This is a genomic window from Agromyces seonyuensis (genome assembly GCF_009789225.1).
Classification (GTDB): domain Bacteria; phylum Actinomycetota; class Actinomycetes; order Actinomycetales; family Microbacteriaceae; genus Agromyces; species Agromyces seonyuensis.
In genome coordinates, this window is record NZ_WSTA01000061.1 from 1 (window position 1) to 23,922 (window position 23,922).

General features: G+C 72.7%; 20 protein-coding genes. 15 read left to right on the forward strand and 5 right to left on the reverse strand.

Annotation, left to right across the window (positions count from 1 at the left end):
* On the forward strand, positions 1 to 896 hold an 896-nt coding region (locus GB864_RS12915), incomplete at its 5' end, for a GXWXG domain-containing protein (protein WP_160425686.1).
* Between the two features lie 165 nt (positions 897 to 1,061).
* Positions 1,062 to 1,850: a dienelactone hydrolase family protein gene (locus tag GB864_RS12920; protein WP_160425688.1), complete on the forward strand. Its 789-nt coding sequence runs from the start codon at positions 1,062 to 1,064 to the stop codon at positions 1,848 to 1,850.
* 130 nt (positions 1,851 to 1,980) lie between these two features.
* On the opposite strand, the gene GB864_RS12925 is transcribed toward GB864_RS12920, so the two are convergent.
* Both GB864_RS12925 and GB864_RS12930 read right to left on the reverse strand, forming a co-directional pair.
* Positions 1,981 to 2,775 (reverse strand): SDR family NAD(P)-dependent oxidoreductase, encoded by a 795-nt coding sequence (locus tag GB864_RS12925; protein ID WP_160425690.1) that lies wholly within the window; start codon positions 2,773 to 2,775, stop codon positions 1,981 to 1,983.
* Complete coding sequence (locus GB864_RS12930) at positions 2,759 to 3,991, reverse strand: acyl-CoA dehydrogenase family protein (RefSeq protein ID WP_160425692.1); 1,233 nt, start codon at positions 3,989 to 3,991, stop codon at positions 2,759 to 2,761. The genes GB864_RS12925 and GB864_RS12930 overlap by 17 nt, the downstream gene beginning before the upstream one ends.
* A gap of 223 nt (positions 3,992 to 4,214) precedes the next feature.
* On the opposite strand from GB864_RS12930, the gene GB864_RS12935 reads away from it, so the two are divergent.
* The 4 genes from GB864_RS12935 to GB864_RS12950 are packed head-to-tail and all read left to right on the forward strand — an operon-like array spanning position 4,215 to position 9,871.
* On the forward strand, positions 4,215 to 5,390 hold the full coding sequence (locus GB864_RS12935; protein ID WP_160425694.1) for an acyl-CoA dehydrogenase family protein: 1,176 nt from the start codon (positions 4,215 to 4,217) through the stop codon (positions 5,388 to 5,390).
* Positions 5,391 to 5,414: 24 nt separating this feature from the next.
* Positions 5,415 to 6,623, forward strand: a complete 1,209-nt coding sequence (locus GB864_RS12940) for an acetyl-CoA C-acetyltransferase (RefSeq protein ID WP_160425696.1) — start codon at positions 5,415 to 5,417, stop codon at positions 6,621 to 6,623.
* Between the two features lie 34 nt (positions 6,624 to 6,657).
* Positions 6,658 to 8,865 carry a 3-hydroxyacyl-CoA dehydrogenase NAD-binding domain-containing protein gene (locus GB864_RS12945; RefSeq protein ID WP_160425698.1) on the forward strand — a complete coding sequence of 736 codons (2,208 nt, stop codon included), beginning with the start codon at positions 6,658 to 6,660 and terminating at the stop codon, positions 8,863 to 8,865.
* A 10-nt stretch (positions 8,866 to 8,875) separates the two neighbouring features.
* Positions 8,876 to 9,871, forward strand: coding sequence for an NAD(P)H-dependent flavin oxidoreductase (locus tag GB864_RS12950; protein ID WP_160425700.1), 996 nt, complete (start codon positions 8,876 to 8,878; stop codon positions 9,869 to 9,871).
* A gap of 297 nt (positions 9,872 to 10,168) precedes the next feature.
* Here the strand turns inward: GB864_RS12950 and GB864_RS12955 are convergent, their stop codons facing one another.
* Entirely contained in the window at positions 10,169 to 10,798 is a 630-nt protein-coding gene (locus GB864_RS12955; RefSeq protein WP_160425702.1) for a TetR/AcrR family transcriptional regulator, read from the reverse strand.
* 128 nt (positions 10,799 to 10,926) lie between these two features.
* Here GB864_RS12955 and GB864_RS12960 point away from each other — a divergent pair, with 128 nt between their 5' ends.
* Positions 10,927 to 11,151 carry a hypothetical protein gene (locus GB864_RS12960; RefSeq protein WP_160425704.1) on the forward strand — a complete coding sequence of 75 codons (225 nt, stop codon included), beginning with the start codon at positions 10,927 to 10,929 and terminating at the stop codon, positions 11,149 to 11,151.
* A gap of 32 nt (positions 11,152 to 11,183) precedes the next feature.
* On the opposite strand, the gene GB864_RS12965 is transcribed toward GB864_RS12960, so the two are convergent.
* On the reverse strand, positions 11,184 to 11,756 hold the full coding sequence (locus GB864_RS12965) for a GNAT family N-acetyltransferase (RefSeq protein ID WP_160425706.1): 573 nt from the start codon (positions 11,754 to 11,756) through the stop codon (positions 11,184 to 11,186).
* A gap of 101 nt (positions 11,757 to 11,857) precedes the next feature.
* Between GB864_RS12965 and GB864_RS12970 the strand changes: the two genes are divergently transcribed.
* From GB864_RS12970 to GB864_RS12980, 3 genes are read left to right on the forward strand one after another with little or no spacing between them, the layout of a single operon-like run.
* Complete coding sequence (locus GB864_RS12970) at positions 11,858 to 12,208, forward strand: ArsR/SmtB family transcription factor (protein ID WP_160425708.1); 351 nt, start codon at positions 11,858 to 11,860, stop codon at positions 12,206 to 12,208.
* The gene (locus tag GB864_RS12975) at positions 12,205 to 12,639 is read left to right on the forward strand and encodes an SRPBCC family protein (RefSeq protein WP_160425710.1); all 435 of its coding nucleotides are present in this window, start codon (positions 12,205 to 12,207) and stop codon (positions 12,637 to 12,639) included. The genes GB864_RS12970 and GB864_RS12975 overlap by 4 nt, the downstream gene beginning before the upstream one ends.
* Complete coding sequence (locus GB864_RS12980) at positions 12,639 to 13,436, forward strand: SDR family NAD(P)-dependent oxidoreductase (protein ID WP_160425712.1); 798 nt, start codon at positions 12,639 to 12,641, stop codon at positions 13,434 to 13,436. The genes GB864_RS12975 and GB864_RS12980 overlap by 1 nt, the downstream gene beginning before the upstream one ends.
* Before the next feature lie 6 nt (positions 13,437 to 13,442).
* On the opposite strand, the gene GB864_RS12985 is transcribed toward GB864_RS12980, so the two are convergent.
* Positions 13,443 to 14,033, reverse strand: coding sequence for a TetR/AcrR family transcriptional regulator (locus GB864_RS12985; RefSeq protein WP_160425714.1), 591 nt, complete (start codon positions 14,031 to 14,033; stop codon positions 13,443 to 13,445).
* Positions 14,034 to 14,223: 190 nt separating this feature from the next.
* On the opposite strand from GB864_RS12985, the gene GB864_RS12990 reads away from it, so the two are divergent.
* The 5 genes from GB864_RS12990 to GB864_RS13010 all read left to right on the forward strand — a co-directional run.
* Positions 14,224 to 15,225: an SDR family NAD(P)-dependent oxidoreductase gene (locus GB864_RS12990; RefSeq protein WP_160425716.1), complete on the forward strand. Its 1,002-nt coding sequence runs from the start codon at positions 14,224 to 14,226 to the stop codon at positions 15,223 to 15,225.
* A 189-nt stretch (positions 15,226 to 15,414) separates the two neighbouring features.
* Positions 15,415 to 21,417: a DUF5979 domain-containing protein gene (locus tag GB864_RS12995; protein WP_160425718.1), complete on the forward strand. Its 6,003-nt coding sequence runs from the start codon at positions 15,415 to 15,417 to the stop codon at positions 21,415 to 21,417.
* A gap of 70 nt (positions 21,418 to 21,487) precedes the next feature.
* Positions 21,488 to 22,486, forward strand: coding sequence for a DUF389 domain-containing protein (locus GB864_RS13000; protein ID WP_202107209.1), 999 nt, complete (start codon positions 21,488 to 21,490; stop codon positions 22,484 to 22,486).
* 2 nt (positions 22,487 to 22,488) lie between these two features.
* Positions 22,489 to 23,409 (forward strand): pseudouridine-5'-phosphate glycosidase, encoded by a 921-nt coding sequence (locus tag GB864_RS13005; RefSeq protein ID WP_160425720.1) that lies wholly within the window; start codon positions 22,489 to 22,491, stop codon positions 23,407 to 23,409.
* The coding region (locus GB864_RS13010) for a carbohydrate kinase family protein (protein WP_336603990.1) at positions 23,402 to 23,922 on the forward strand (521 nt) is incomplete at its 3' end. The genes GB864_RS13005 and GB864_RS13010, both read left to right, overlap by 8 nt.

Here is a 23,922-nt window from a genome sequence, read left to right on the forward strand (position 1 = left end):
TCGGGGCGACCGAGGCGCACGCGCCGGAGCGCCTCGCCGCCGCGCTCGCCGACGGCGCTCCGATCGCCCGCGCGCTCGACACGGTGGGCGCCGAGGCGACGATCGACCAGGCGCTCGCGGCGCTCGCGCCGCGCGGCATCGCCGCGACCGTGGCGCTGAAGCCGGGCGCCAACCGCATCCCGATCTCGCAGTCCCGGCTGCTCTGGGGCCGCACGCTGACGGGCGTCATCGAGGGCGACGCCGACGTGGCCCGCGACATCCCGCTGCTCGCGTCGCTCTGGCGCTCCGGCCTGCTGCCCCTCGAGCGGCTCATCGAGCCCTACCCGTTCGAGGCGGTCGGCGAGGCGATCGAGGATGCCCGATCCGGCCGCGTCGTCAAGCCCGTGCTCCTCCTCGACGACGACGGCGTGCTCGCCCCGCCCGCGGCTCCCGGCGACCTCGTCGAGGCGCTCCGCGACGGCCAGGTGGCCGAGGCCGACCTCCCCGCGCTCTGGCGGGCGTTGCCGATCGTGGACGCCGCGGAGCTCCGCGGGCTCTGGCGCGGCACCGGGCTCAGCACCGGCCACCGCACGCATCGGCTGCTGGAGCGCAGCGGCTGGTTCGGCAAGCGGTTCGTCGCCGACGACGACGTGCAGCCGATCATCGTCGAACGGCCGGACGGCACCCTGGAGGCCGACGCCGGCCTCGCGGGCGGCGGCGCGAGCCTCCGCCTCGCGGAGCACGACGGCCTCGTGACGGCCGCGATGGCGTACGACACGCGACCCGTCGTCGACCTCTTCGTGCGGGCGGGGCCGGACGCCCTGCTCGGCGTCATGACCGGCCGCGGCACGCTCGACGCGGGCCGCCGCTACTACTTCCTGCTCGAGCGGGTCGCGGAACCCGACGCGCGGGCCTGAGCGCGGCCCTGCAGGGCGGACTGCTACGGTTTTCCTCGGCCGTGCAGCCGGACCGAGGAGGTGGTACCCGTGAACGCAACGACGTGGGTGCTCCTCGCTGAGGACACGGACGGGCGATAAGCAGCCCGGGAGCGCCTGGAACCAGCACTCCCGAAAGGCATCGCCATGCACTTCACCTTCACCTCCGAACCGCGCACCGACGACGGACTCGTCGAGCGCGACTTCTCCCTGGGCGGCGTCCCGGGCATCCTCTGGACGCCCGCCGGTCTCGCCGACGACCCCGACGCCGCACCGGCCCCGCTGATCCTGCAGGGCCACCCCGGCGGCCTCGAGGCCATGCGGCCCCGACTGGCCGCCCGGGCCCGACGTTCCGCCGTCGACGGGCACGCCTCGGCCGCCCTCGAACTCCCCGGCGGCGGCGAACGCTCGCGCATCCCCGAGCTCGAGGCGGCCCGAGCCGAGCTCCGCGCCGCTGTGCTGGCCGGCGGGGCCGTTCCCGACGGCGTCGTCGACCGGTTGGTCCTCCCGCTCGTCGACCTCGCCGTGCCCGAACTGCGCTCGGCGATGGATGCGCTGCTCGCACTGCCCGGCATCGGCGGCCCCGTCGGGTACTCCGGCGGGATCGTCGGGATCGGCATCCGCCTCGCCGTCGTCGAGCCGCGCCTCGCGGCGGTCGGCTTCTTCGCCGGCAGCTACGTGCCGCTCTCCCTGTTCGAGGAGGCCCGTCGGATCTCGATCCCGGTGCACGTCCTGCTCCAGTGGGATGACGAGGGCAACGACCGGCGGCAGGCCCTCGACCTGTTCGACGCGTTCGGCTCCGCCGAGAAGACGCTGCAGGCCAACCTCGGCGGGCACCGCGGCGTGCCGGCCTACGCCGGCGAGGATGCGGCGCGCTTCTTCGCGCGCCACCTCGTCGCCGGTGCCGAACCGCTCAGCGGGCCGGCGGCTGGATGAGGTCCCACGGGGCTCCGTCCGTGCGGGCCCCGCCGCCCACCGCTTCGCCCGCGGTTCCGAACGGTCGCAAACAGTCGTTCCGAATGGGCTAGAACGACGATTTGCGACCGTTCGATCGGGAATGAGGCGGTCACGCCCCCACGAGACGCCCGCCCGCGCGGTACACCGGCAGCGTCGGCACGGCCGCATTGCGGGAGAGCCGGGTGAGCGACACGGCGAGCTCGGCGAGGTCGTCGGGACGGATCATCTCGTCGGCGGCGAGCATGTCGTGCTTCCATGCGGCCATGTCCGTGTCGACGTAGCCCGGGCAGAGCGCGGTCGCGCTGACGCCGGTCGACGCCTCCTCGATGCAGATCGACTGGCAGAGCGAGACGATCGCGGCCTTCGTCGCGCTGTAGACCGCGAGGTCCGGCTCCGGGGTGAGGCCGGCGAGGGACGCGAGGGCGATGACGCGGGTGCCGCGGCGCTCGACGGCGGCCGTCGCCCGCAGCAGGGGCAACGCCGCCGAGACGAGCGCGAAGGCGCCGCGGAAGTTCAGTGCGACGTGCTTGTCGAGGCGCCGCAGGGGCGTCTGATCGATGGGGGAGCCGAACCCCATGCCGGCGTTGAGCACGAGCGCGTCGAGGCGGCCGTGGGTGCGCGCGTGCCAGTCGAGGAGGGCGGCGAGCGCCTCCGGGTCGGCGGCGTCGGCCGCGACGGTCGTGACGGAGGCGCCGGCGGCGCGGAGTTCCGCGGCGGCGTCGGCGAGCGAGTCCGCGGTGCGCGCCGAGAGGGTGAGCGCGAACCCGTCGGCGGCCAGGCGCCGGGCGATCGCGAGCCCGATGCCGCGGGATCCGCCGGTGATCAGGGCGGCTCGGGGCGCGTCGGCGCGGGCGCTCGGCGTGCCGGGTTCGCGCTCCTCGGCATCCTCAGTCGGGCAGGTCATGGCGGAGTCCCTTCCGGTAGGCGCGCACGGCGCGCTGGGCGATCGACCAGCGGTGGGTCTCGCTGGAGCCGTCGTAGATGCGGAACGGCCGCACCTCCCGCCAGTACCGGGCGAGCAGCAGTTCCTCGCTGACGCCCTGGCCGCCGGCGAGCTGCACGGAACGGTCGACGACGCGGCCGACGGCCTCGGCGACGAAGGTCTTGGCGATGGAGGATGCGGTGCCCGCCCGCCCGCCGGTGTCGCCGCCCTCGTCGAGGACGAGCGCGGTCTCCCGGATGATCGCCCGGGCGGCGGCGAGGTCGATCTCGTTGTCGGCGAGGTGCTGCTGCGCGAGGCCGAGGTCGGCGATCGCCGAGCCGAACGCCCGTCGGCCGGTGACGTGCCCGACGGCGAGGTCATGGGCGCGGCCGGCGAGCCCGAGCCAGCGCATGCAGTGGGTGAGCCGTGCGGGGGCGAGGCGCACCTGGGCCGCGGCGAAGCCGCCGTCGACCTCGCCGAGCACGGCCTCCTCGTCGACGACGACCCCGTCGAAGCGCACGACGCTGTGCCCGCCGAAGAGGCCGGTATCCAGCGTGCGCACGTCGCGCTCGATCGTGAGGCCGGGGGCGTCGCCGGGCACGAGGAACATCGTCGCGCCACCCGCGTCACCCGGTTCTCCGGCGGTGCGCGCGAGCACGATCACGAGGCCGGCACCGCGGGCGCCCGTGATGAACCACTTGTCGCCGTCGATGCGCCAGCCGCCGGCGACGCGCTCGGCGCGGGTCGCGAGGGCGCGCGGGTCGCTGCCGGCGCCGGGCGGCGGCTCGGTCATGGCGAAGGCCGAATGGATGCCGCCCGCCGCGAGCGGACGGAGCCAGCGCTCGCGCTGCGCGTCGGAGGCGGCGTGCAGCAGGAGGTGCATGTTGCCCTCGTCGGGCGCGGCGATGTTCAGCGCGAGCGGCCCGAAGAGGCTGTAGCCCGCGGCCTCGAACACGTCGGCCTGCGCACGGTGGTCGAGGCCGCGCCCGCCCCAGTCGACGGGCAGCTGCGGCACCGACAGCCCGGCCGACCGGGCGGCGGCCTGGAGCTCGGCGCGCAGTGCGACCTCGACCGCGGGGTCGCGATCGGGGGAATGGACGATCCCCGCGTGCTCGGTCTCGACCGGGATCACCGTGTCCCGGACGAAGTCCCGCACCCGGGCGACGAGCGCCCGTGCCGTCGTCTGCTCGTCGCTCATCCGCATCCTCGCGTTCGCGCCCTGCCTCGGGCGGTGATCGGGGCGTCGTCGCACCGATTCGAAATCCGGATTCGAAAATCCGTCGCCCTGATTCTGCGCTGCGGTGAGCATCCACGGCAAGTGCCCGGCCGAGATTTTCTAATCCCTTGTAGAAAATGCAGCTCGGACGTACACTCGCAGCAACGCGGGGCGCACCCCCGCCGGGATCAAGGGAGATCACGACATGACGAACACCCAGACGGTCGCGAACGATCGGGTCCGCACGGTCTACGAGGAGGAGCACGAGCAGTTCCGCGAACTCGTGCAGGACTTCGTCGAGCGCTACGCGGCGCCGAACGCCGAGCGCTGGGACGCCGAGGGCAAGGTCGATCGCGAACTGTTCGTGCAGGCCGCCGAGGCGGGCATCCTCGGCTTCACGATCCCCGAGGAGTTCGGCGGCGGCGGCGCCGACGACTTCCGCTTCAACGCCGTCATGGGCGAGGAACTCGCCCGCAACCCGATTTCGAGCGGCATGGCGGGCATCGCGCTCTCCAACGACATCGTCATCCCCTACTTCCTGGAGCTCACGAACGACGAGCAGCAGCAGCGGTGGCTGCCCGGCATCGCCGCGGGCGAGCTCATCACCGCCGTCGCCATGACCGAGCCCGGCACGGGCAGCGACCTCGCGGGCATCCGCACCTCGGCCGTGCGCGACGGCGACGACTACGTCGTCAACGGCTCGAAGATCTTCATCTCCAACGGGCAGAACGCCGACCTCGTGGTCACGGCCGTGCGCACGAGCGCCGACCCGCACCGCGGCCTCAGCCTCCTCGTCATCCCGGCCGCCTCCCCCGGCTTCACGCGCGGCCGCAACCTCGAGAAGATCGGCCTGCACGCGCAGGACACGTCCGAGCTCGTCTTCGACAACGTCCGGGTGCCGGCCGCGAACCTCCTCGGCGAGGAGGGCCAGGGCTTCCTCGGCCTCATGCGCAACCTCCCCCAGGAGCGGCTCTCCATCGCCGCGGCCGCGGTCGCCGCGAGCGAGGGCGTCATCGAGCGCGCCATCGCCTACGTCACCGAGCGGCAGGCCTTCGGCAAGCCCATCGGCTCCTTCCAGAACACGCGCTTCGAGCTCGCCGAGCTGCACACCGGCGTCGCCGTGAGCCGCGCCTACATCGACCAGGCGATTCTCCGGCACAGCGCCGGCGAACTCAGCGCCGAGGATGCCGCCGCGGCGAAGTTCTGGACGACGGAGCAGCTCGTCAACGTCGTCAACCGCTGCCTGCAGCTCTACGGCGGCTACGGCTACATGCGGGAGTACCGCATCGCGCGCGACTACGAGGATGCGCGCATCACCACCATCTACGGCGGCACGACCGAGATCATGAAGGAGATCGTCGGCCGCTCGCTCGGACTCTGACACTTCGAACCCGGAGGGAACACCATGGGCGATGCCTACATCTTCGACGCCGTGCGCACGCCGCGCGGCAAGCAGCGCGGCGGTGCGCTGCACGGCACCAAACCCGTCGACCTCGTCGTCGGCCTCATCGACGCGCTCCGCGAGCGCAACCCCGACCTCGACCCGGCGGCCATCGACGACATCGTGCTCGGCGTCGTCTCGCCGATCGGCGAGCAGGGCGGCGACATCGCCCGCACGGCCGCGCTCGTCGCCGGCCTGCCCGACTCGGTCGCCGGCGTGCAGGTGAACCGCTTCTGCGCCTCGGGCCTCGAAGCGGTCAACCTCGCCGCGCAGAAGGTCGCCTCGGGCTTCGAGGACCTCGTGCTCGCGGGCGGCGTCGAATCGATGTCGCGCGTGCCGATCGGCTCCGACGGCGGCGCCTACGCGCAGGACCCGACGACGAACTTCGACCTCTACTTCGTGCCGCAGGGCATCGGCGCCGACCTCATCGCCACCCTCGACGGCTTCAGCCGGGAGGACGTCGACGCGTTCGCGGCCGAGTCGCAGCGCCGCGCCGAGACGGCCTGGCAGGAGGGGCGCTTCGCCCGCTCGATCGTGCCCGTGCGCGACCAGAACGGCGTCGCCCTCCTCGAGACCGACGAGCACCGCCGTCCCGGCTCGACCGTCGAGTCGCTCGGCGGCCTGCCCGCGGCCTTCGCCAAGCTCGGCGCCGAGGCCGGCTTCGACGCCGTCGCGACGCAGAAGTACCACGCCGTCGAGCGCGTGCAGCACGTGCACACGGCCGGCAACTCGTCGGGCATCGTCGACGGCGCCGCGCTCCTCGTCATCGGCAGCAAGGAGGCCGGCGAGCGGCTCGGGCTCACCCCGCGCGCCCGCATCGTCTCGACCGCCGTCACGGGCTCCGAGCCGACGATCATGCTGACCGGGCCGACGCCCGCGACGAAGAAGGCCCTCGACCGGGCCGGGCTCACCGTCGAGGACATCGACCTCTTCGAGCTCAACGAGGCCTTCGCGGCCGTCGTCATGCGCTGGATGGGCGACCTCGGCATCCCGCACGAGAAGGTCAACGTCAACGGCGGGGCGATCGCCCTCGGGCATCCGCTCGGCGCGACCGGCGCCATGATCCTCGGCACCCTGCTCGACGAGCTCGAGCGCCGCGACCTCCAGCGCGGGCTCGCGACGCTCTGCGTCGGCGCCGGCATGGGCATCGCCACCGTCATCGAGCGCGTCTGAGCGCCCGGAACCGAACTGCGAACGGAGCACCCGAATGAGCGACACCATCACCGAGGCCCGGCCCGACGCCGGTCCCGCAGGCTACGCCGGCTACGCGTGGGAGCAGCACGACGACGGCGTCGTCGTCATCACGCTCGACGACCCCGACCAGGCCGTCAACACGATGAACCCCCACTACGTCGACGCGATGGCCGCGACCGTCGACCGGCTCGAGGCCGAGGCCGACGGCATCGCCGGCGTGGTGCTGGCGAGCGCCAAGAAGAGCTGGTTCGCCGGCGGCGACCTCAACCTGCTGCGCCGGGCCGACCCGGCCAACGCCGCCGAGGAGACCGCCCACGTCGACGACGTCAAGGCCGTGCTGCGCCGGCTCGAGCGGCTCGGCAAGCCGGTCGTCGCGGCACTGAACGGCACGGCGCTCGGCGGCGGGCTCGAGATCGCCCTCGCCTGCCACCGCCGCATCGCCGTGGATGCCCGCGGCGCGCAGTTCGGCCTGCCCGAGGTCTCCCTCGGCCTGCTCCCCGGCGGCGGCGGCATCACCCGCACCGTTCGGATGCTGGGCCTCCAGCACGCCCTCGCCGACGTCATCCTGCCCGCGACGAAGTTCGGCCCGGCCGACGCCCTGGCGGTCGGCCTGCTCGACGAGGTCGTGGCGACGCCCGAGGAGCTGCTCCCGGCCGCGAAGGCCTGGATCGCCGCGAACCCCGCCCCCGTCAAGCCCTGGGACGAGCCCGGCTTCAAGCTCCCGGGCGGCTCCCCGAACTCGCCCGCGTTCGCCGGGTCGCTGCCCGCGATCCCCGCGCTCCTGCGAAAGCAGACCAAGGGCGCACCGATGCCGGCACCGCGCGCGGCGATGGCCGCGGCCGTCGAGGGCGCGTACGTCGACTTCGAGACCGCCTCGAAGGTCGAGACGCGCTACCTCGTCGGCCTGACCCACACCCAGGTCGCGAAGAACATGATCAAGGCGTTCTTCTTCGACCTCCAGCACATCAACGCGGGCGGCTCGCGCCCGGCGGACATCCCGAAACGCCAGGTGCGGAAGGTCGGCGTGCTCGGCGCGGGCATGATGGGCGCCGCCATCGCGTACGTGTCGGCGAAGGCCGGCATCGACGTCGTGCTGAAGGACGTCTCGCTCGACGCCGCCGAGCGCGGCAAGGACTACGCCCGCGGGCTCGAGGACAAGGCGCTCGCGCGCGGCACGACCACGCCGGAGCGCTCGGCGGCGCTGCTCGCGCGCATCACGCCGACCGGGGAGGCGGCCGACTTCGCGGGCGTCGACTTCGTCATCGAGGCCGTCTTCGAGTCGCCCGAGGTCAAGCGCGCGGTGTTCGCCGAGATCCAGGACGTCGTCGAACCGGATGCCGTGCTCGGCTCGAACACGTCGACGCTGCCGATCACGCTGCTCGCCGAGGGCGTGGAGCGCACCGAGGACTTCATCGGCGTGCACTTCTTCTCGCCGGTCGACAAGATGCCCCTGGTCGAGATCGTGCGGGGTGCGAAGACGAGCGACGAGACGCTCGCCCGGGCCTTCGACTACGTGCTGCAGATCCGCAAGACCCCGATCGTCGTCAACGACCGCCGCGGCTTCTTCACCTCGCGGGTCATCGGCCGCTTCATCGCCGAGGCCGTCGCCGCCGTCGGCGAGGGCGTCGAGCCCGCGTCGGTCGAGCAGGCGGCGCTCCAGGCGGGGTACCCCGCGGGCGCGCTGCAGCTCCTCGACGAGCTCACCATCTCGCTCTCGCGGAAGATCCGGCTCGAGACCCGCGCGGCCGAGGAGGCGGAGGGCGGCGTCTGGGTCGAGCATCCGTCGGAGGCCGTCATGGACTGGATGGTCGAGGGTGCCGAGCGGCCGGGCCGGAAGGCCGGCGGGGGCTTCTACGACTACGACGAGCACGGGCGCCGCGTCGGCATCTGGCCGGGCCTCCGCGAGCAGTACGGCTCGGGCCGCACAGTGCTCCCGCTCGTCGACCTCCAGGAGCGGATGCTGTTCGCCGAAGCACTCGACGCGATCGACTGCCTCGACTCCGGCGTGCTCACGAGCGTGCCCGACGCCAACATCGGCTCGATCTACGGCATCGGCTTCCCCGCCTGGACGGGCGGCGTGCTGCAGTACGTCAACCAGTACGAGGGCGGCCTGCCCGGCTTCATCGCCCGCGCGAACGAGCTCGCCGACGCCTACGGCGAGCGCTTCCGGCCGCCGGCCTCGCTCCTCGAGCGCGCCGAGCGCGGCGAGACGTACGAGTGAGGGACCGAGGATGCTGACCACGCGATTCACCGAGGCGCTCGGCATCGAGCACCCGATCGTGCAGGGCGGGATGATGTGGGTCGGCCGCGCGGAGCTCGCCGCGGCCGTCTCCGAGGCCGGCGGCCTCGGCATCATCACGGCGCTCACGCAGCCCACCCCCGCCGACCTCGTCGCGGAGATCGAGCGGGCGCGCAAGCTCACCGACAAGCCGATCGGCGTGAACCTCACGATCCTGCCCTCGATCAACCCGCCGCCCTACGACGAGTACCGGCGCGCGATCGTGGATGCCGGCATCACGATCGTCGAGACGGCGGGCTCGAGTCCCGAGCCGCACATGGAGATGTTCCACGAGCACGGCGTCAAGGTCATCCACAAGTGCACGAGCGTGCGCCACGCGCTCAAGGCCGAGAAGGTCGGCGTGACCGCGGTCTCGATCGACGGCTTCGAGTGCGCCGGCCACCCCGGCGAGGACGACATCCCCGGTCTCGTCCTCATCCCGGCTGCGGCCGACGCGCTCACCATCCCGTTCATCGCCTCCGGCGGCTTCGCCGACGGCCGCGGGCTCGCCGCCGCGCTCGCCCTCGGCGCCGACGGCGTGAACATGGGCACGCGCTTCATGTGCACGACGGAGTCGCCCATCGACCGCGTCGTGAAGGAGCGCATCGTCGAGGCGAGCGAGCTCGACACCAACCTCATCTTCCGACCGCTGCGCAACACGGCGCGGGTCGCGAAGAACGCCGTCTCCGACGAGGTCGTGTCGATCCTGGCGGCGGGCGGGCAATTCCCCGATGTCCGCGAACTCGTCGCCGGGGCCCGCGGCCGGAAGGTCTTCGAGCGCGGCGACACCGAGGCCGGCATCTGGTCGGTCGGCCTCGTGCAGGGCCTCATCCGCGACATCCCGAACGCGGGCGAGGTGGTGCACCGCACCGTCGACGAGGCCGAGCGCATCCTGCGGAGCCGCCTGGCGCTCTTCGCCGAGCCGGAGCCGGTGGCGGCCGGCGCCTGAGACCGTTGGTCGAGTAGCGACGCAGTCGCGTATCGAGACCTCCGAAGCAGGTCAGCTCACCAGGTCTCGATACGCTCCGCTACTCGACCGACGTCCCCGTTGGTCGAGTAGCGACGCAGGAGCGTATCGAGACCTCCGGAACCAGCTCGCCAGGTCTCGATACGCTTCGCTCCTCGACCGACGTCCCCGTTGGTCGAGTAGCGACGAAGGAGCGTATCGAGACCTCCGAGAGAACCTCGCGGGTCTCGATACGCTTCGCTACTCGACCGACGTCCCCGCTCCTCGACCGACATCGGCTCAGCGCGGGCCGGTGCCGAGGCCGTAGCGCACCATGTCCTGCGCGGTGCGGACGAGGTCGTCGAGGCTGCGGTGCCGGGGGTTCCACCACTCCGCCGCCCAGTTCATCGCACCGAGCAGCAGGAGCCGGGAGACCGAGAGGTCGAGGTCGGCGCGCAGCTGCCCGGCATCCTGCGCGGCGGCGAACAGGTCGCGCCAGAGGCTCGCGTAGGCGGCCTCCTCGGCGGCGGACTTGGCGCGCAGCGGCTCGGGCACCTGGTTGGCGTTGCGGATCGAGGCCGTCGTGTAGTCGGAGATGAGCAGTTCGTAGCGCAGGTGCTCCTCGACGGCGACGAGGATGCGGTCGAGCGGGGCCGTCGCCGCGGGCAGCGCGGCGAGCACGTCGGCGACGTGCGCGTGGACGCGGGCGGCGCCGACGTACATGACCTCTTCGATGAGCTCGTCGCGCGAGGCGAAGTGGTAGTAGATCGCGGGGGCCTGGAGTCCGGCCTGCGTCGCGACGTCGACGAGCCGCGTGCCGGCGTAGCCCTTGCGGCTCAACACGTGGGCGGCGGCGTCGAGGATGCGTCCGCGCGTGCGAGCGGACTTGCTCTGCGGCGCGGAGGCGGGCTCGGTGATCGACGACGACATGATTTCGAATCCTAGTTAGAAACCGTCGCCGCCGGGAGAGGCGATCCGGGCAATCACGCAGTCGCCCACGCCCGCGCCGCGCTGTCAAGCCCCTGGCGCCCGAGCCGGCCCCGGGTGAGCCTGGAGGCATGAGCGACACGCAGGACGAACCGATCATGGACGGCTGGGACGACGCGACCCGGGGCGAGCAGCTCGAGGGCATCATCCAGCAGGTGCGGGCCGACCTCGCGGGCGGGGCGGTCGACGACCTGCCGACGATGGTGCGGCAGCGGCTCGAGGACGCGGGACTCCCGTCGGGTCCGAGCGACGTCGACGCCGTCGTGAGCGCCGTGGGCGCAGGCGGCGTCGGCTGACACCGCCCGGGCACGGGGAACGGGACCCGACCTCAGCCGAGGTCGAGCCGCATGAGCACGCGCGGGAACCCGTTCAGCACCGAGGTCGTCTCGGCGGCCCGGGCGAACCCGGCGCGCTCGAAGAGCGACTTGGTGCCGACGTAGGCCATCGTCAGGTCGACCTTCTCGCCGCCGTTGTCGACGGGGTAGCCCTCGATCGCCGGCGCTCCGTGCGATCGGGCGAACTCGACGGCACCGTCGAGCAGCGCGTGCGAGATGCCGTGCCCCCGATGTCCGGGTCGCACGCGGATGCACCACACCGACCAGACGTCGACGTCGTCGACGTGCGGGATCTTGCGGTTCGTCGCGAACGACGTGTCGGCGCGCGGATGCACGGCCGCCCAGCCGACCGGCTCGTCGCCGTCGTAGGCGATGACGCCCGGCGGCGGGTCTTCGGCGCAGAGCCGCCGCACCGTGCGGCCCCGTGCCTCGCGTTCGAGCGACGTGTTCTCCTTCGACGTCAGCCGGTAGCTCAGGCACCAGCACACGTTCGCGTCGGGGCGCTTCGGGCCGACGAGGGCCGCGACGTCTGCGAAGACGTCAGCCGGTCGCACCTCGATGCCCATGCCGCCACCCTGCCACGCACCGCCGACCGCGACGACGGCGCCGACGGGACGATCGGCTCGGAGGGGTGCCGCGACGAGGCATCCTGCCTATGTTCACCCGCATGGGTGAATATCAGATGGATGCCGTGCTGGCGGCGGTCGCCGATCCCACGCGCCGCGCGATCCTCGACCGGCTCCGCGTCGGCGAGGCGCGGGTCACCGATCTCGCGCGGGCGTTCCCGATCTCGCTGAACTCCACGAGCAAGCACATCCGGGTGCTGGAGCGCGCCGAACTCGTGCACCGGGAGATCCGGGGGCGCGAGCACCTGCTCTCGCTGCGGGCCGACGCGCTCGCCGAGTCCGTCGCGTGGATGAGCGAGTACCGCGAGTTCTGGGAGGACCGGCTCGCCGCGCTCGACGCGTTTCTCTCGGGCGGCGGCGTCGCCGACCCGCACGAGGAGGAGCGCCCATGACCGCCGCGGTCGTCGTGCGCCGGAGCATCCTCGCCCCGGCGGAGCGGGTCTTCGACGCGTGGCTCGATCCGGCGGCGCTCGCCGTGTGGATGCGCCGCAGCGGCAGCGAGACCTCGCTCGTCACGGCCGACCCGCGGGTCGGCGGCGGGTTCGCGATCACGATGCGCGACCCCTCGGGCGACTTCGTGCACACCGGCACGTACCTCGTGATCGACCGGCCGCGCCGGATCGAGTTCACGTGGCACTCGCACGCCGCGGGCCGGGGCGCCTCGCACGTGGCCGTGACCTTCGAGCCCGACGGCGCCGGGACGCTCGTCGAACTGCGCCACGAGGGCCTGCCCGACGCCGAGTCGGCGCGCCTGCACGACGGGGGCTGGAACGACGTGCTGGACGGCCTCGTCCGGCACGCGATCGGAACGGAGGTCGGCTGATGCCGCTCTTGGACGACAAGGTCGCCGTGATCCACGGCGGCGGGGGATCGATCGGGGCCGCTACCGCTCGGGCGTTCGCGCGTGAGGGCGCACGGGTGTTCCTCGCGGGCCGTTCGCTGCCGCGGCTCGCGGCGACCGCGGAGGCGGTGCGCGCCGAAGGCGGCGCGGTCGAGGTCGCGATCGTGGATGCCATGGACGAGTCGGCCGTCGAAGCCCACCTCGATCGGGTGGCGGCCGAGGCTGGGCGCGTCGACGTCGCCCTCAACGCCGTCGGGTTCGACCACGTGCAGGGGCCGCCGCTCGTCGACACCGGGGTGGACGAGTTCCTGCACCCGGTCGACGGCTACCTCCGCACGAACTTCGTCACGGCCCGGGCCGCGGCCCGGCGGATGATCCCGCAGGGTTCGGGCGTGCTGCTGTTCGTCTCGACGCCGGGCGCGAAGCTCAGCGCGTCGGGCATCGCCGGGAACGCGGCGCAGTCGGCCGCCCTCGAGGGGTTCGCCCGGGCGCTCGCCGGGGAGCTCGGTCCGTCGGGCATCCGGGTCGTGACCGTGCGTTCGCACGCCCTCGCGGATGCCGTCGACACGTCGTACACGGGGGAGATGTTCACCCGCTTCGCGGCGCTCGGCGGCGCGAGCCGGGACGAGTTCGTCGACGGCATGGCCGCGAGCGCGCCCTTGGGCCGGCTGCCGCGCGTGGCGGAGGTCGCGGACTACCTCGCCTTCGCCGCCTCCGATCGCGCCGCCTCGATGACGGGCGCGATCGGCAATCTCACGGGCGGGGCGCTCGTCGACTGAGTCGGCTCAGCGGCTCGCGTACGGCGCGCCCGGGCCGATGAGGGTGCGCCAGACCCACTCGGCGGCGACCTCGACCCCGGGGCGCGGGTCGAGTTCGAGCCAGGCGCGCAGCACGCCGAGCGTCGAGCCCGCGATGCCCGCGGCGGCGACCTCGACGGGCATCCCCTCGAACTCGGTCGTGCCGGAGGCGATGATGCCCGCGCGGGCGGTCTGCTCGAAGCGGGATCGGATGCGGGCGGCGACGATGGGCGAGCCGCGCTCGCCGAGCAATCGCCGGTAGAGCTCGGCGTCCGCCTCGTAGTGCCGGAGGGAGTCGATCATGTCGGCCGGGGGCGTGGCGGGGATGCCGTCGGGCATCGGCAGCCCCGCGAACACCTCGATCTCGGCGGCCTCGACGGCGTCGGCGAGCAGCGTGTCGCGGTCGGCGTAGTGCTGGTAGAAGCTCGAGCGGTTGACGCCCGCGGCCTGCGCGATCTCGGCGATCGTGGCGTCGTCGAGCGGATGCGCGCGCGCGAGGTGGAGGGCAGCCTGCTGGAGCGCGCGCCGGGTGCGCTCGGCGCGCACGTCGAGCCGTGCGGGGGCGTCGTCCGTGCTCATGCGTGGCATTCTCGCACCGCGCGCCGCCCGAGTCGGCGTACTCGCCGAGAATTCACCGACATTCGTCGGATTTCCGACGTCTGTCGATTAGTCTGGAGCCGGCCCACGGACGCGCCCCGCATGACGGCGCGACCCGCCCGAACCGCGATCAGCCCCGTCGACAGCGCCGGGGCGGCAGAAAGGATGCCCCATGGCACTCACCGCGAACTCCTCCATCGGCGACTGGCTCGCCGACCCGGCCGGCAACCAGGCGGTCTCCGCCCTGCTCGCCGCCTCCGGCGCGAACGCCGAGTCGCTCGCCCCGCTCAAAGCCCTGCCCCTGCAGCAGCTCGTCGCCATGAGCGGCGGCCAGATGCCCCAGTCGGTCGTCGACGACCTCGTGCGCTCCGTCAACGGCGGCGTCATCCCCGAGGACGAGGCGCCCAGCGGCTGGGTCGAGCAGATCACCGCCGGCCGCTTCGCCGGCAAGACCGTCATCGTCACCGGCGCCGCCGGCGGCATCGGCGCGGCGACCGCGTCCCGCGTCGCCCGCGAGGGCGGCCGCGTCATCGCCGTCGACATCTCGGCCGAGCGCCTCGAAGCCTTCGCCGCCTCCATCCCCGGCGCCGAGATCGTCGCCGTCGCGGGCGACCTCACCAAGCAGGAGACCGTCGACGCCGTCGTGGCCGCCGCGGGCGAGAAGATCGACGCCCTCGCCAACGTCGCCGGCATCAACGACGACTTCTCGCCGATCCACGAGACCACCGACGCCATGTGGGACCGCGTCCTCGGCGTCAACCTCACGGGCGTCTTCAAGCTCACCCGCGCCGTCGTGCCCGCCATGCTCGCCGCCGGCACGGGATCGATCGTGAACATCGCCTCCGAAGCCGGCCTCCGCGGCAACGCCTCGGGCAACGCCTACACGACGTCCAAGCACGCCGTCGTCGGCCTCACGAAGTCCGCCGCGTTCATGTACGCGCAGCAGGGCATCCGCGTCAACGCCGTCGCCCCCGGCGGCGTCGCGACCGGCATCCCGTTCCCCCCGAACGTCTCCGAGGTCGGCTCGGCGCGCCTGCACCCGTTCCAGTCGGCGATCCCCTCGCTCGCGACCGCCGAGCAGCTCGCCGCCTCGATCACCTTCCTCCTCTCCGATGACGGCGTGAACCTCAACGGCGTCGTCCTCCCCTCGGACGGCGGCTGGTCGGTCCAGTGACCCGGCGCTGACGCCGCGTCCCGTGCGCACGGGCGGGTCGGATGCCTCGGGGTATCCGGCCCGCCCGTTTCGTCCGGCTCCTGCGACTCCAGGCGGTTTGGGGTAGGGTCGCGATAGCCCGACCCCTGGGGTGCAGTGATGTTCCGGCAGTGCGAGGGCTGGAGTGCATCCGACGTCTGGGGGGACGACTTGGCAGCGACGGCATCGGCGACGACAGCGAGCACCGGACATCGCCGGTGGGCGGCCTGGGCGGCCCTGCTTGGCCTGCTCGCCACCCTGTTCGTCGTCGTGCCGATTTCGGCCGCGATCGCCGCGCCGTCCGGCATGACGATCACGAAGCAGGTCGACGGCGTGGACCTGTCCGAAGGCCTCGAGCCGGGGCAGACCTTCACGTACACGGTCGCCGTCAATTGCTCGGATGCGAACTGCATCGATGCCGAATTCTCCGACACGCTGCCGGCGGAGCTCGCCGGATTCGGCGTCGTCTCAGCCTCCGTCGACCCCGCGGGCGCGCCGCTCGAGGTCACGACCGAAGGTTGCGTCGGCTCGCCGGGCACGCCGACCGAGATCACCGAGGACTGCACCTTCACCGTCGACGCGACCAGCCAGTTCGGCGACGAGCAGGGCATGGCGAACGGCGCGAGCGGCACGCTCGTGCTGCAACTCCAGGTGCCAGAAGACCTCGATCCGACCTGGGAGTTCAACGGCGACACGATCACCAACACGGGCGTCGTCGACTGGGCCAACGGACCGGGTTCGGGCGACACGCCCGACACCTACGTGCCGGCCACCGACTCCGACGATGCGCAGATCACCGTCGTGATCCCGATCGAGACGGGCATCGAGGCCACCAAGTCGTGGGATCCGCCGAACCAGCAGTTCCTGCCCGGCGACACCTCGACGATCACGATCGGGGCGGACAACGCCTCGAACGTGCCCTCCGACACGCTCGTGATCCAGGAGCCGACCGGCGCCGTCGACGGCGCGGCCGAGCTCTCGGCCGACAACCCGTTCCGCATCGTCGATTTCGCGGGCTTCGGGACGTCGGCGTTGCCGCCGAACGCGACGAGCGTGACCGTCGACGTCTACGTCTTCGACGGCACCTCCTGGAACTGGGAAGCCGGGGAGCCCGGCACCGAGCCCGCACTTCCTGCGGACGTCGACCCGGCCGAGGTCGGCGGCATCCGACTCACCTACAGCCCCGACGTGCAGGGCGATTCGACTGTGAGCGTGCCCTTCACCGTCGAGCAGCGGGAGACCGACCGCAACACGGCTGCGTTCCTCGGCACCGGCGACACCGTCACCAACTCGATCACGGCGACGGCGACGCCGACTGGTGCGGACCCGATCACCGACGACGCGACCGCGCCGTTCACGATCGACCCGCTCACGATCGCCGTCGAGGCGGGCAAGGCCTTCAACCCGGCCTCGGTGCCGGCCGGCGTCCCGACGACCGCGACGCTGACGGCGACGAACACGTCGAACGGGCCGGTCGACACGATGACCGTCTCGGACACGGGCCCCGACCCGTTCTTCGGCGAGGACATGGTCTTCGGCGGCTTCCCCACCGGCATCCCGTGGCCGACGACGACGACCTCGGCGACCATCACCTGGGAGATCGACGGGGCGGCGCAGGAGCCGGTGCCGTTCTCGGAGGGCGAGAACCCGCCGCCGCCGCCGGCGGGCACGGTCACAGGCTTCTCGATCACCTACGAGGGCTCGATCGACGAGAACGTGCCCCTGAACATCCCGGTCACGGTCACCCCCCAGGTGGCGCTCGTCGCCCCGGGCGAGAACACCCCGTACACGAACACGGTCGACGTGTCGGCCGAGAACGCCGTCGGGACCGATTCGGACTCGGCGGATGCCGACCTCGACGTCTGGTACCCCGACCTCGAGCTCCTCGTCGACAAGCAGATCTCTCCGCAGGCGCCCGTGCTGCCGGGCGGCACGGTCGTCGCGAGCATCACCGCGGCGGTCGGCACCGGCACCGCCCAGGTCGCGCCGTCGGAGATCGTGGTCGAGGACAGCTGGGACCAGGATGACCCGTCGAACTTCTGGAACGCCTTCAACGCGACCTCGATCGCGCCGACCCAGGTGCCGGCGAACACGACGCTGACCATCGAATACCAGACCGCCGACGGCACTTGGACGACCCTCGACGTCTACGGCCCGTTCCCCGGGCCCACCGTCTACTCGCTCAGCACGGCCGATTTCGCGGCGGCCGTCGCCCCGAACTCGCCCGAGGACGTCACCGGTCTCCGGTTCGACTTCGAGAACCCGGACGGCTTCCCGGCCGGCACGAGCGTGCAGCCGAACGTCGACTTCGTCGCCCGCGGCGAGCTGCGCGACGGCAGCGGCGAGACGGCTCCCGGCCCGGACGACCCGAGCACCTACACCAACATCGCGATCGGCAACTCGCACGCCGACATCCCCGACATTCCGGACGGCATCGACAGCGATCCCGACGACGGCACGGCCGACGCCCAGATCGCACCGGACGACGCCGGCGAGGGCCCCGGCCTCGACACCGAGAAGCGCTGGGTGGAACCGGGCGACAAGTCCACGGACCTGGACGTGCTGGAGTCGCAGTCGGGCGAGCAGGCCTCGACCCGGCTCGGCTGGCTCGTCGCGCGCAGCGGCGCGCCCGCCATCACGGTCACCGACCCCGCCGACGCCGAGAGCGCACCGGTCTCGGAGACCGTGTTCCAGGCGTTCGACCTCCTCAGCATCGACGCGATCACGCTCGCCGACGACCCGCTGCTGCAGTGGGACGACGTGACGAGCGTCGAACTCCTGATCGGCGGCGCATGGACGGAGGTTCCGGCACCGGGCGGCACGTGGATGGGAGCCGACGGATTCGTGGGCTACACGCTCACCGCGGACGAGACCGCGAATGCGACCGGCGCCCGGCTCGTCTACGAGCCGAACGACGCCAACCGCGCGGCCAGCAGCGATCCGCTGCGGCCGGAGCCGGGTTCCGGCATCGCGACGTCGGCCGTCGGCCAGTACCGGCCCGTCTTCCTCACCTTCGAGCTGCGCAACGTCGTGCGCGAGGAGACGGGCACCACGGCCGACCCGTGGGTGACCGCCGACAACGTCTACAACGACCCCGGCGCCGGCGCGGTGTGGAACACGGTGCTCGTCGAAGCGGGGACGGACTACCGGGACACCGATCAGGACAACATCGCGCTGCAGGACTTCCCGCCGCTCGTCTCGGTCGAGAAGACGGCTTCCCCCACGAGCGTTCCCGTGCCGGAGTCGGCCGACGTCGACCCGGACGCGTACCCGATCGTGACCTACTCGCTCGTCGCCCAGAACGAGGCCGTGCCGCGCGCGTCGTACATCCGGGTGACCGATCCGATCACCTGCCCGGCGGGCGCCTTCGACGAGTGCCTCACCGCGGCGGACGACTGGGACGCCGACCCGTGGGCCGGGGCGACCTACGACCCCGCCACGAACCCGTGGGAGCGTTTCGTCATGCTCGGGCTCGCCTTCGACTCCGACCCGGCGCAGGTCGATCCGGATGCCTCGATCGTGACGCTCTGGCTCCGAGCGGCCGACGGCTCGCTGTCGAGCGCCGAGTACTCGGTCACCGAGGCTGCGGCGCTCGGGGAGGCCGACCTCGCCGATGCCGTCGGCGTGAGCGTCGTCTACCAGGGGACCTCTCCGGAGACCGAGGGCGGTTCCATCGAGAACGGCTCGCCGATCACCCTCACGATCACGAACCGCGTGCGCCAGTACGAGCGCAGCAACCCGGCAGTGCTCGTCGGCCCCGGCACGGTGCCGAACAACGTGCAGGCGCAGGGGTACGACCCGGTGCTCACGCCGGACGGCATCTCCTCGACCCCGAACGACGATTCGGCCGTTCCCGTCGAGCTCACGGGCGGCGTGCTCGACGTGGCCACGACGAAGACCATCACGCCGGAATCGGTGCTCGAGGTGGATGCGCCGACCACACCGATCACGGTCGGCCTCGCGGCCGACTCGGCGGACTCCACGGTGGCCGCACAGCAGGTCGTCATCGAGGACTCCGACCCCGCGTTCTGGAACGGCGTGCAGCTCGCCGACGATCCTGCGCTCACCGCGACGATCCCGGCGGGCGCCGATCAGGTGCGGGTCGACGCTCTGGTCGGCACCGAGTGGATCGAGGGCGAGTTCGGGCCGGACCCGGTGCTGCCCACCGGCGCGACCCCGGCGGGCGTGATCGGCCTGCGCTTCACGTTCGACAACGCCGCCGGCACCGTCTTCTCGAACACGGCGCCGCCGGAGCCCTGGACGGCGGAAGCGGGCTTCGCGCTCGAACTGCTCACCACCATGCGGGACGGCACGGAGCTGCCCTTCCCGGGCACGCTCGAGAACACGGTCACCGCGACGAGCGAGCGCACCGACGGGCTCTACGCCCCCGCGACCGCCGAAGGCGCCGACTCGCTCGTGCTGGACGACGGCACGCACGCCATCGACGTGGTGAAGACCCAGCCCGGTACGACGCATACCGTCGCGATCGGCGCCTCGCTGCCGTGGACGCTCCAGTTCACGAACACCGGCACCGGCATCCTGACCGTCACCGAGTTGACCGACAGCCTGCCGGAGTATCTCGTGTGGGACGGACTGACGCCGACCTTCGCGACCTCGGAGGACGGGACGCTCAGCACCGCGCCGTCGGTGTCGAGCGCCGGACAGGTCATCACGATGGTGTGGCCCGCCGAGGCGAACGAGATGCAGCCGGGCGAGGTCTACACGATCACGATCAACCTCGCGCTGCAGCCCGGTCTCGACCTCACCGAGACCACGACGAACACGTTCGTCGTGGCGACCGACGAGCCGCTGGACGCCTGCACGAACGACTCGGGCAACGGTCAGGGGGTCGTCGCCGGGGTCGACCCGAACGAGTGCGGCACCACCAACTATGTGCAGCCGAACCCCGGCGGCTCGCTCTTCGCCCTCAAGCGGGTGAACGGCGACATCGACTCCAGCCTCATCGACGGTGAGACGAACGTCTCCGGCACGGGCGCAGCCTGCTCGGTCGACGACGAGGGGTTCACCTACTTCCCGTGCGCTTCCTACACGGGCATCGGGCAGACCGATCAGTGGAAGGTCTCCATCACCAACTCGGGCAGCATCCCGTATACCGGTCTGACGATCGTCGACCCGCTGCCGGCTCCCGGCGACCGGCTGCTCGCGACGGGTTCGCCGCGCAATTCGGAGTTCGCGCCGGTCTTCGACGAGGAGTTCGGCGTGACCTACGAAGGACCGATCGGTGCGACCGTCACCCGCGAGGTGACGACGACGGTCGGCGCGTGCATCGGCACCGACCCGACGAGTTCGGCGTGGCTGAACGACACGACGTGCGACACGACGGCCGCCTGGGAGCCGCTCAGCGGCTTCGCGGGCGATCCGGTGGCGATCACGGCGCTTCGGACGACGCTGGACTTCTCGACCTCGCCCGGAGGCGTGCTCTCCCCGGGCGGCCAGATCGCCGTCCGCGCCCAGTCGTACAACGAGCCGATCTCCGACGCGTACCCCGATGGGGCGCCGATCGACGTGCCCTTCCCGGGCACGATCGCCTGGAACCAGCTCGGCGTCACGGCGACCCTCACCCAGGGCAGCCCGCTCTCGGTGGCGCCGGTGCAGGCGGGTGTCACCATGCTCGCCGGCAACCTGGGCGTCGAGAAGACGATCTCGGGCGACGGGGCCGCGATCGCCCCGACCGAGTTCGATTTCGGCACGGTCTGCACTGTGGCCGGCGTCGACCTCGCGCTCCCGGACGACGGCGCGCTCGTCGTGTCGGAGGCCGACGGCTACACGGCGACGATCCTGGGCATCCCGCTCGGCGCGGAGTGCACCGTCACCGAGACCGGTGAGATCGGCACCTACGGCGAGTCCAGCCGCATCGGCGACGCCCAGACGGTCGACATCCTCGTGCCGGCCGAGACGGAGGATGCGACGCCCGGCCAGATCGCGACGATCGAGAACGTCTACGACGCCCCGCCGCCGACTCCGACTCCGCCGCCCTCGCCGACACCGCCGCCGACGGTCCCGCCGACCGACGGCGGGACGGATGCCGGTGGCGGCGGCCTCGCCGGCACGGGCGTCGACGGCGTCTGGACGCTGCTCGCCGCGGGGCTCGCGCTCGCACTGCTCGGCGCGGTCGCCGGCTTCGTCGCCCGCCGACGCGGCTCCCGGAGCTGAGCGGGGCGGGGCGGCGCGCCGGGACCGGTCGCCGCCCCCGCCGCCCCGATACTCGAACCGAGGAGCGGGGGTGACGCTCCGGTGGGGAGCGCTCATGCACACCGTCGCCGAGATGCGGCAGATCGTCTTCATCGACGGGCCGGACGGGGCCGCGAAGCACAGCCGCTTCTGGATCCTCCTCGCGCTGTCGTCGGTCATCGCGGCGGCCGGCGTCGTCGGCGACTCGACCGCCACCGTGATCGGCGCGATGATCGTCGCCCCGCTCATGACGCCGATCCTCGGAGTCGTGCTCGCCACGGTCATCGGCGACCGCCGCAATCTGCTCGTGAGCGCCGGCCTCGTCCTCGGCGGTGCGGCTGCCGCGATCCTCATCGGCTGGCTCATCGGGTTCTTCGACCCGCTGCCGGTCGTCGCCGCCAACAACAGCCAGGTCGCCGCGCGCGTCAGCCCCAAGATCATCGATCTCGTCGGCGCCCTCGCGACGGGCGCCGTCGGCGCGATCGCGCTCGTGCGCAAGGACATCTCCGACACCCTGCCCGGCGTCGCGATCGCCATCTCGCTCGTGCCGCCGCTCTCCGTCGTCGGGCTCACGCTCGAATCGGGGGCGCTGCACGAGGCGGGCGGCGCGCTCCTGCTGTTCGCGGCCAACGTCGCCGCGATCCTGGCGACCGGCGTCATCGTGCTGCTGGGGTTCCGGATCGGTTCGGCGCCGCACGCCGAACGCGCCGACGGGGTCTCGATGTGGGGCGCTCGGCGGCGCTCCGTCGTCACCGTGCTCATCACGCTCGTGATCATCGGCATCCCGCTCGGCGGGACGAGCATCCGGGTCACCCAGCAGGCGCTCGAGATCGACGACGTGCGCTCGGCCGTCCAGCCGTGGGCGGACGACCTCGGGCTCGACGTCGTCGGCATCACCGCGGACGGCGACCAGGTCGTCGTCTCCCTCGAGGGCGAGCCGCCGGAACCGTCGACGGCGGAGCTCGCACCGCGGCTCGAGGCCGCCGGCGTCGACCCGGCCGACGTCGTGATCGAATACTCGCCCGCCTACCGCATCGAGCTGGGGGGCTGAGGATGCTCGAACTCGCTCCCGAAGTCCGCGCCGCGCTCGCCGCGGGCCGCCCCGTCGTCGCCCTCGAGTCGACGATCATCTCCCACGGCCTGCCCCGGCCGCGGAACCTCGACGCGGCCCTCGAGTTCGAGGCGATCCTCCGCGAAGCCGGGGTGACGCCCGCGACGATCGCCGTGCTCGACGGCGTGCCGCGCGTCGGCCTCGACGCCGACGGCCTCCGCCGCATCGCCGACGAGGACCTCGCGAAGGCGAGCGTGCGCGACCTGCCGATCCTCGCAGCCCGCGGTGCGAGCGCCGCTACCACGGTGGCCGCGACGAGCCGGCTCGCGCACCTCGCGGGCATCCGGGTGTTCGCGACCGGCGGCCTCGGCGGCGTGCACCGCGGTGCCGCGGGCGGACCGGACCACGAGGCCACCTACGACGAGTCCGCCGACCTGCTCGCCCTCGCCGAGACCCCCATCGCGGTCGTCTCGGCCGGCGTGAAGAGCGTGCTCGACATCGGGGCGACGCTCGAACGCCTCGAGACGCTCTGCGTGCCCGTGGTCGGCTACGGCACCGACGAGTTCCCCGCCTTCTGGCTGCGGGGGAGCGGCCATGCGCTCGAGCATCGCGTCGACAGCCCCGAGGAGGTCGCCGCGATCCTCGCCGCGTCCGAAGCGCTGGGCCTGCGCCAGGGCCTCGTCGTCGCCAACCCCGTCCCGGCGGAGCACGAGTGGGAGCAGGGCGAGCACGGCCGAGTGCTCGCCGAGGCGTTCGCCGCCGCCGACGCGGCCGGCGTGCGCGGCAAGGCGGTCACGCCGTTCCTGCTGCTCAGGATCGTCGAGCTCTCGGGCGGACGCAGCCTCGAGATCAACCTCGAGCTCGCGCGCAACAACGTGCGGGTCGCCGCGGGCATCGCCGCGGCGTGGAGCCGGCGTGGCTGAGGCCGACGGCTCGCCGCGACCGCGGTTCGTCGTCGTCGGCGACGTCATCGACGACGTGCTCGTCGTGCCCGACGGGGCGATCCGTCCCGACACCGACACCGCGGCCGAGATCCGCACGCTGCCCGGCGGCGCGGCCGCGAACACGGCCGCGTGGCTCGGGGCGACCGGCGCCGACGTGGACTTCGTCGGGATCGTCGGAGCTGGGGACGCCGACCGGCACGCGGCGCTCCTCGACCGGCACGGGGTGCGCGCGCACCTCGCCGCGCATCCGGCATTGCCCACCGGCACGATCGTCGTGCTCGTCGACGGGGAGCACCGCACGATGCTCGCCTCACGCGGCGCGAACGCGGTGCTCGACCCGGATGCCCTCGGCGACGACCTGCTGGCGGGCGCGGCGGTCGTCTACGCCACGGGGCACGCCCTCGCGGGCGACACCGATCCGGCCGCGTTCGGCCGCCTCGTCGCGCGGGCGCGGGCGGCCGGCGCGCTCGTCGTCGCCGCCACCGGGTCGGC

Bases quoted from the DNA above. Each gene is read 5' to 3' on its own strand.
- GB864_RS12920 (WP_160425688.1), top strand. From the start codon at position 1,062: ATGCACTTCACCTTCACCTCCGAACCGCGCACCGACGACGGACTCGTC.
- GB864_RS12925 (WP_160425690.1), bottom strand. From the start codon at position 2,775: ATGACCTGCCCGACTGAGGATGCCGAGGAGCGCGAACCCGGCACGCCG.
- GB864_RS12930 (WP_160425692.1), bottom strand. From the start codon at position 3,991: ATGAGCGACGAGCAGACGACGGCACGGGCGCTCGTCGCCCGGGTGCGG.
- GB864_RS12935 (WP_160425694.1), top strand. From the start codon at position 4,215: ATGACGAACACCCAGACGGTCGCGAACGATCGGGTCCGCACGGTCTAC.
- GB864_RS12940 (WP_160425696.1), top strand. From the start codon at position 5,415: ATGGGCGATGCCTACATCTTCGACGCCGTGCGCACGCCGCGCGGCAAG.
- GB864_RS12945 (WP_160425698.1), top strand. From the start codon at position 6,658: ATGAGCGACACCATCACCGAGGCCCGGCCCGACGCCGGTCCCGCAGGC.
- GB864_RS12950 (WP_160425700.1), top strand. From the start codon at position 8,876: ATGCTGACCACGCGATTCACCGAGGCGCTCGGCATCGAGCACCCGATC.
- GB864_RS12955 (WP_160425702.1), bottom strand. From the start codon at position 10,798: ATGTCGTCGTCGATCACCGAGCCCGCCTCCGCGCCGCAGAGCAAGTCC.
- GB864_RS12960 (WP_160425704.1), top strand. From the start codon at position 10,927: ATGAGCGACACGCAGGACGAACCGATCATGGACGGCTGGGACGACGCG.
- GB864_RS12965 (WP_160425706.1), bottom strand. From the start codon at position 11,756: ATGGGCATCGAGGTGCGACCGGCTGACGTCTTCGCAGACGTCGCGGCC.
- GB864_RS12970 (WP_160425708.1), top strand. From the start codon at position 11,858: ATGGGTGAATATCAGATGGATGCCGTGCTGGCGGCGGTCGCCGATCCC.
- GB864_RS12975 (WP_160425710.1), top strand. From the start codon at position 12,205: ATGACCGCCGCGGTCGTCGTGCGCCGGAGCATCCTCGCCCCGGCGGAG.
- GB864_RS12980 (WP_160425712.1), top strand. From the start codon at position 12,639: ATGCCGCTCTTGGACGACAAGGTCGCCGTGATCCACGGCGGCGGGGGA.
- GB864_RS12985 (WP_160425714.1), bottom strand. From the start codon at position 14,033: ATGAGCACGGACGACGCCCCCGCACGGCTCGACGTGCGCGCCGAGCGC.
- GB864_RS12990 (WP_160425716.1), top strand. From the start codon at position 14,224: ATGGCACTCACCGCGAACTCCTCCATCGGCGACTGGCTCGCCGACCCG.
- GB864_RS13005 (WP_160425720.1), top strand. From the start codon at position 22,489: ATGCTCGAACTCGCTCCCGAAGTCCGCGCCGCGCTCGCCGCGGGCCGC.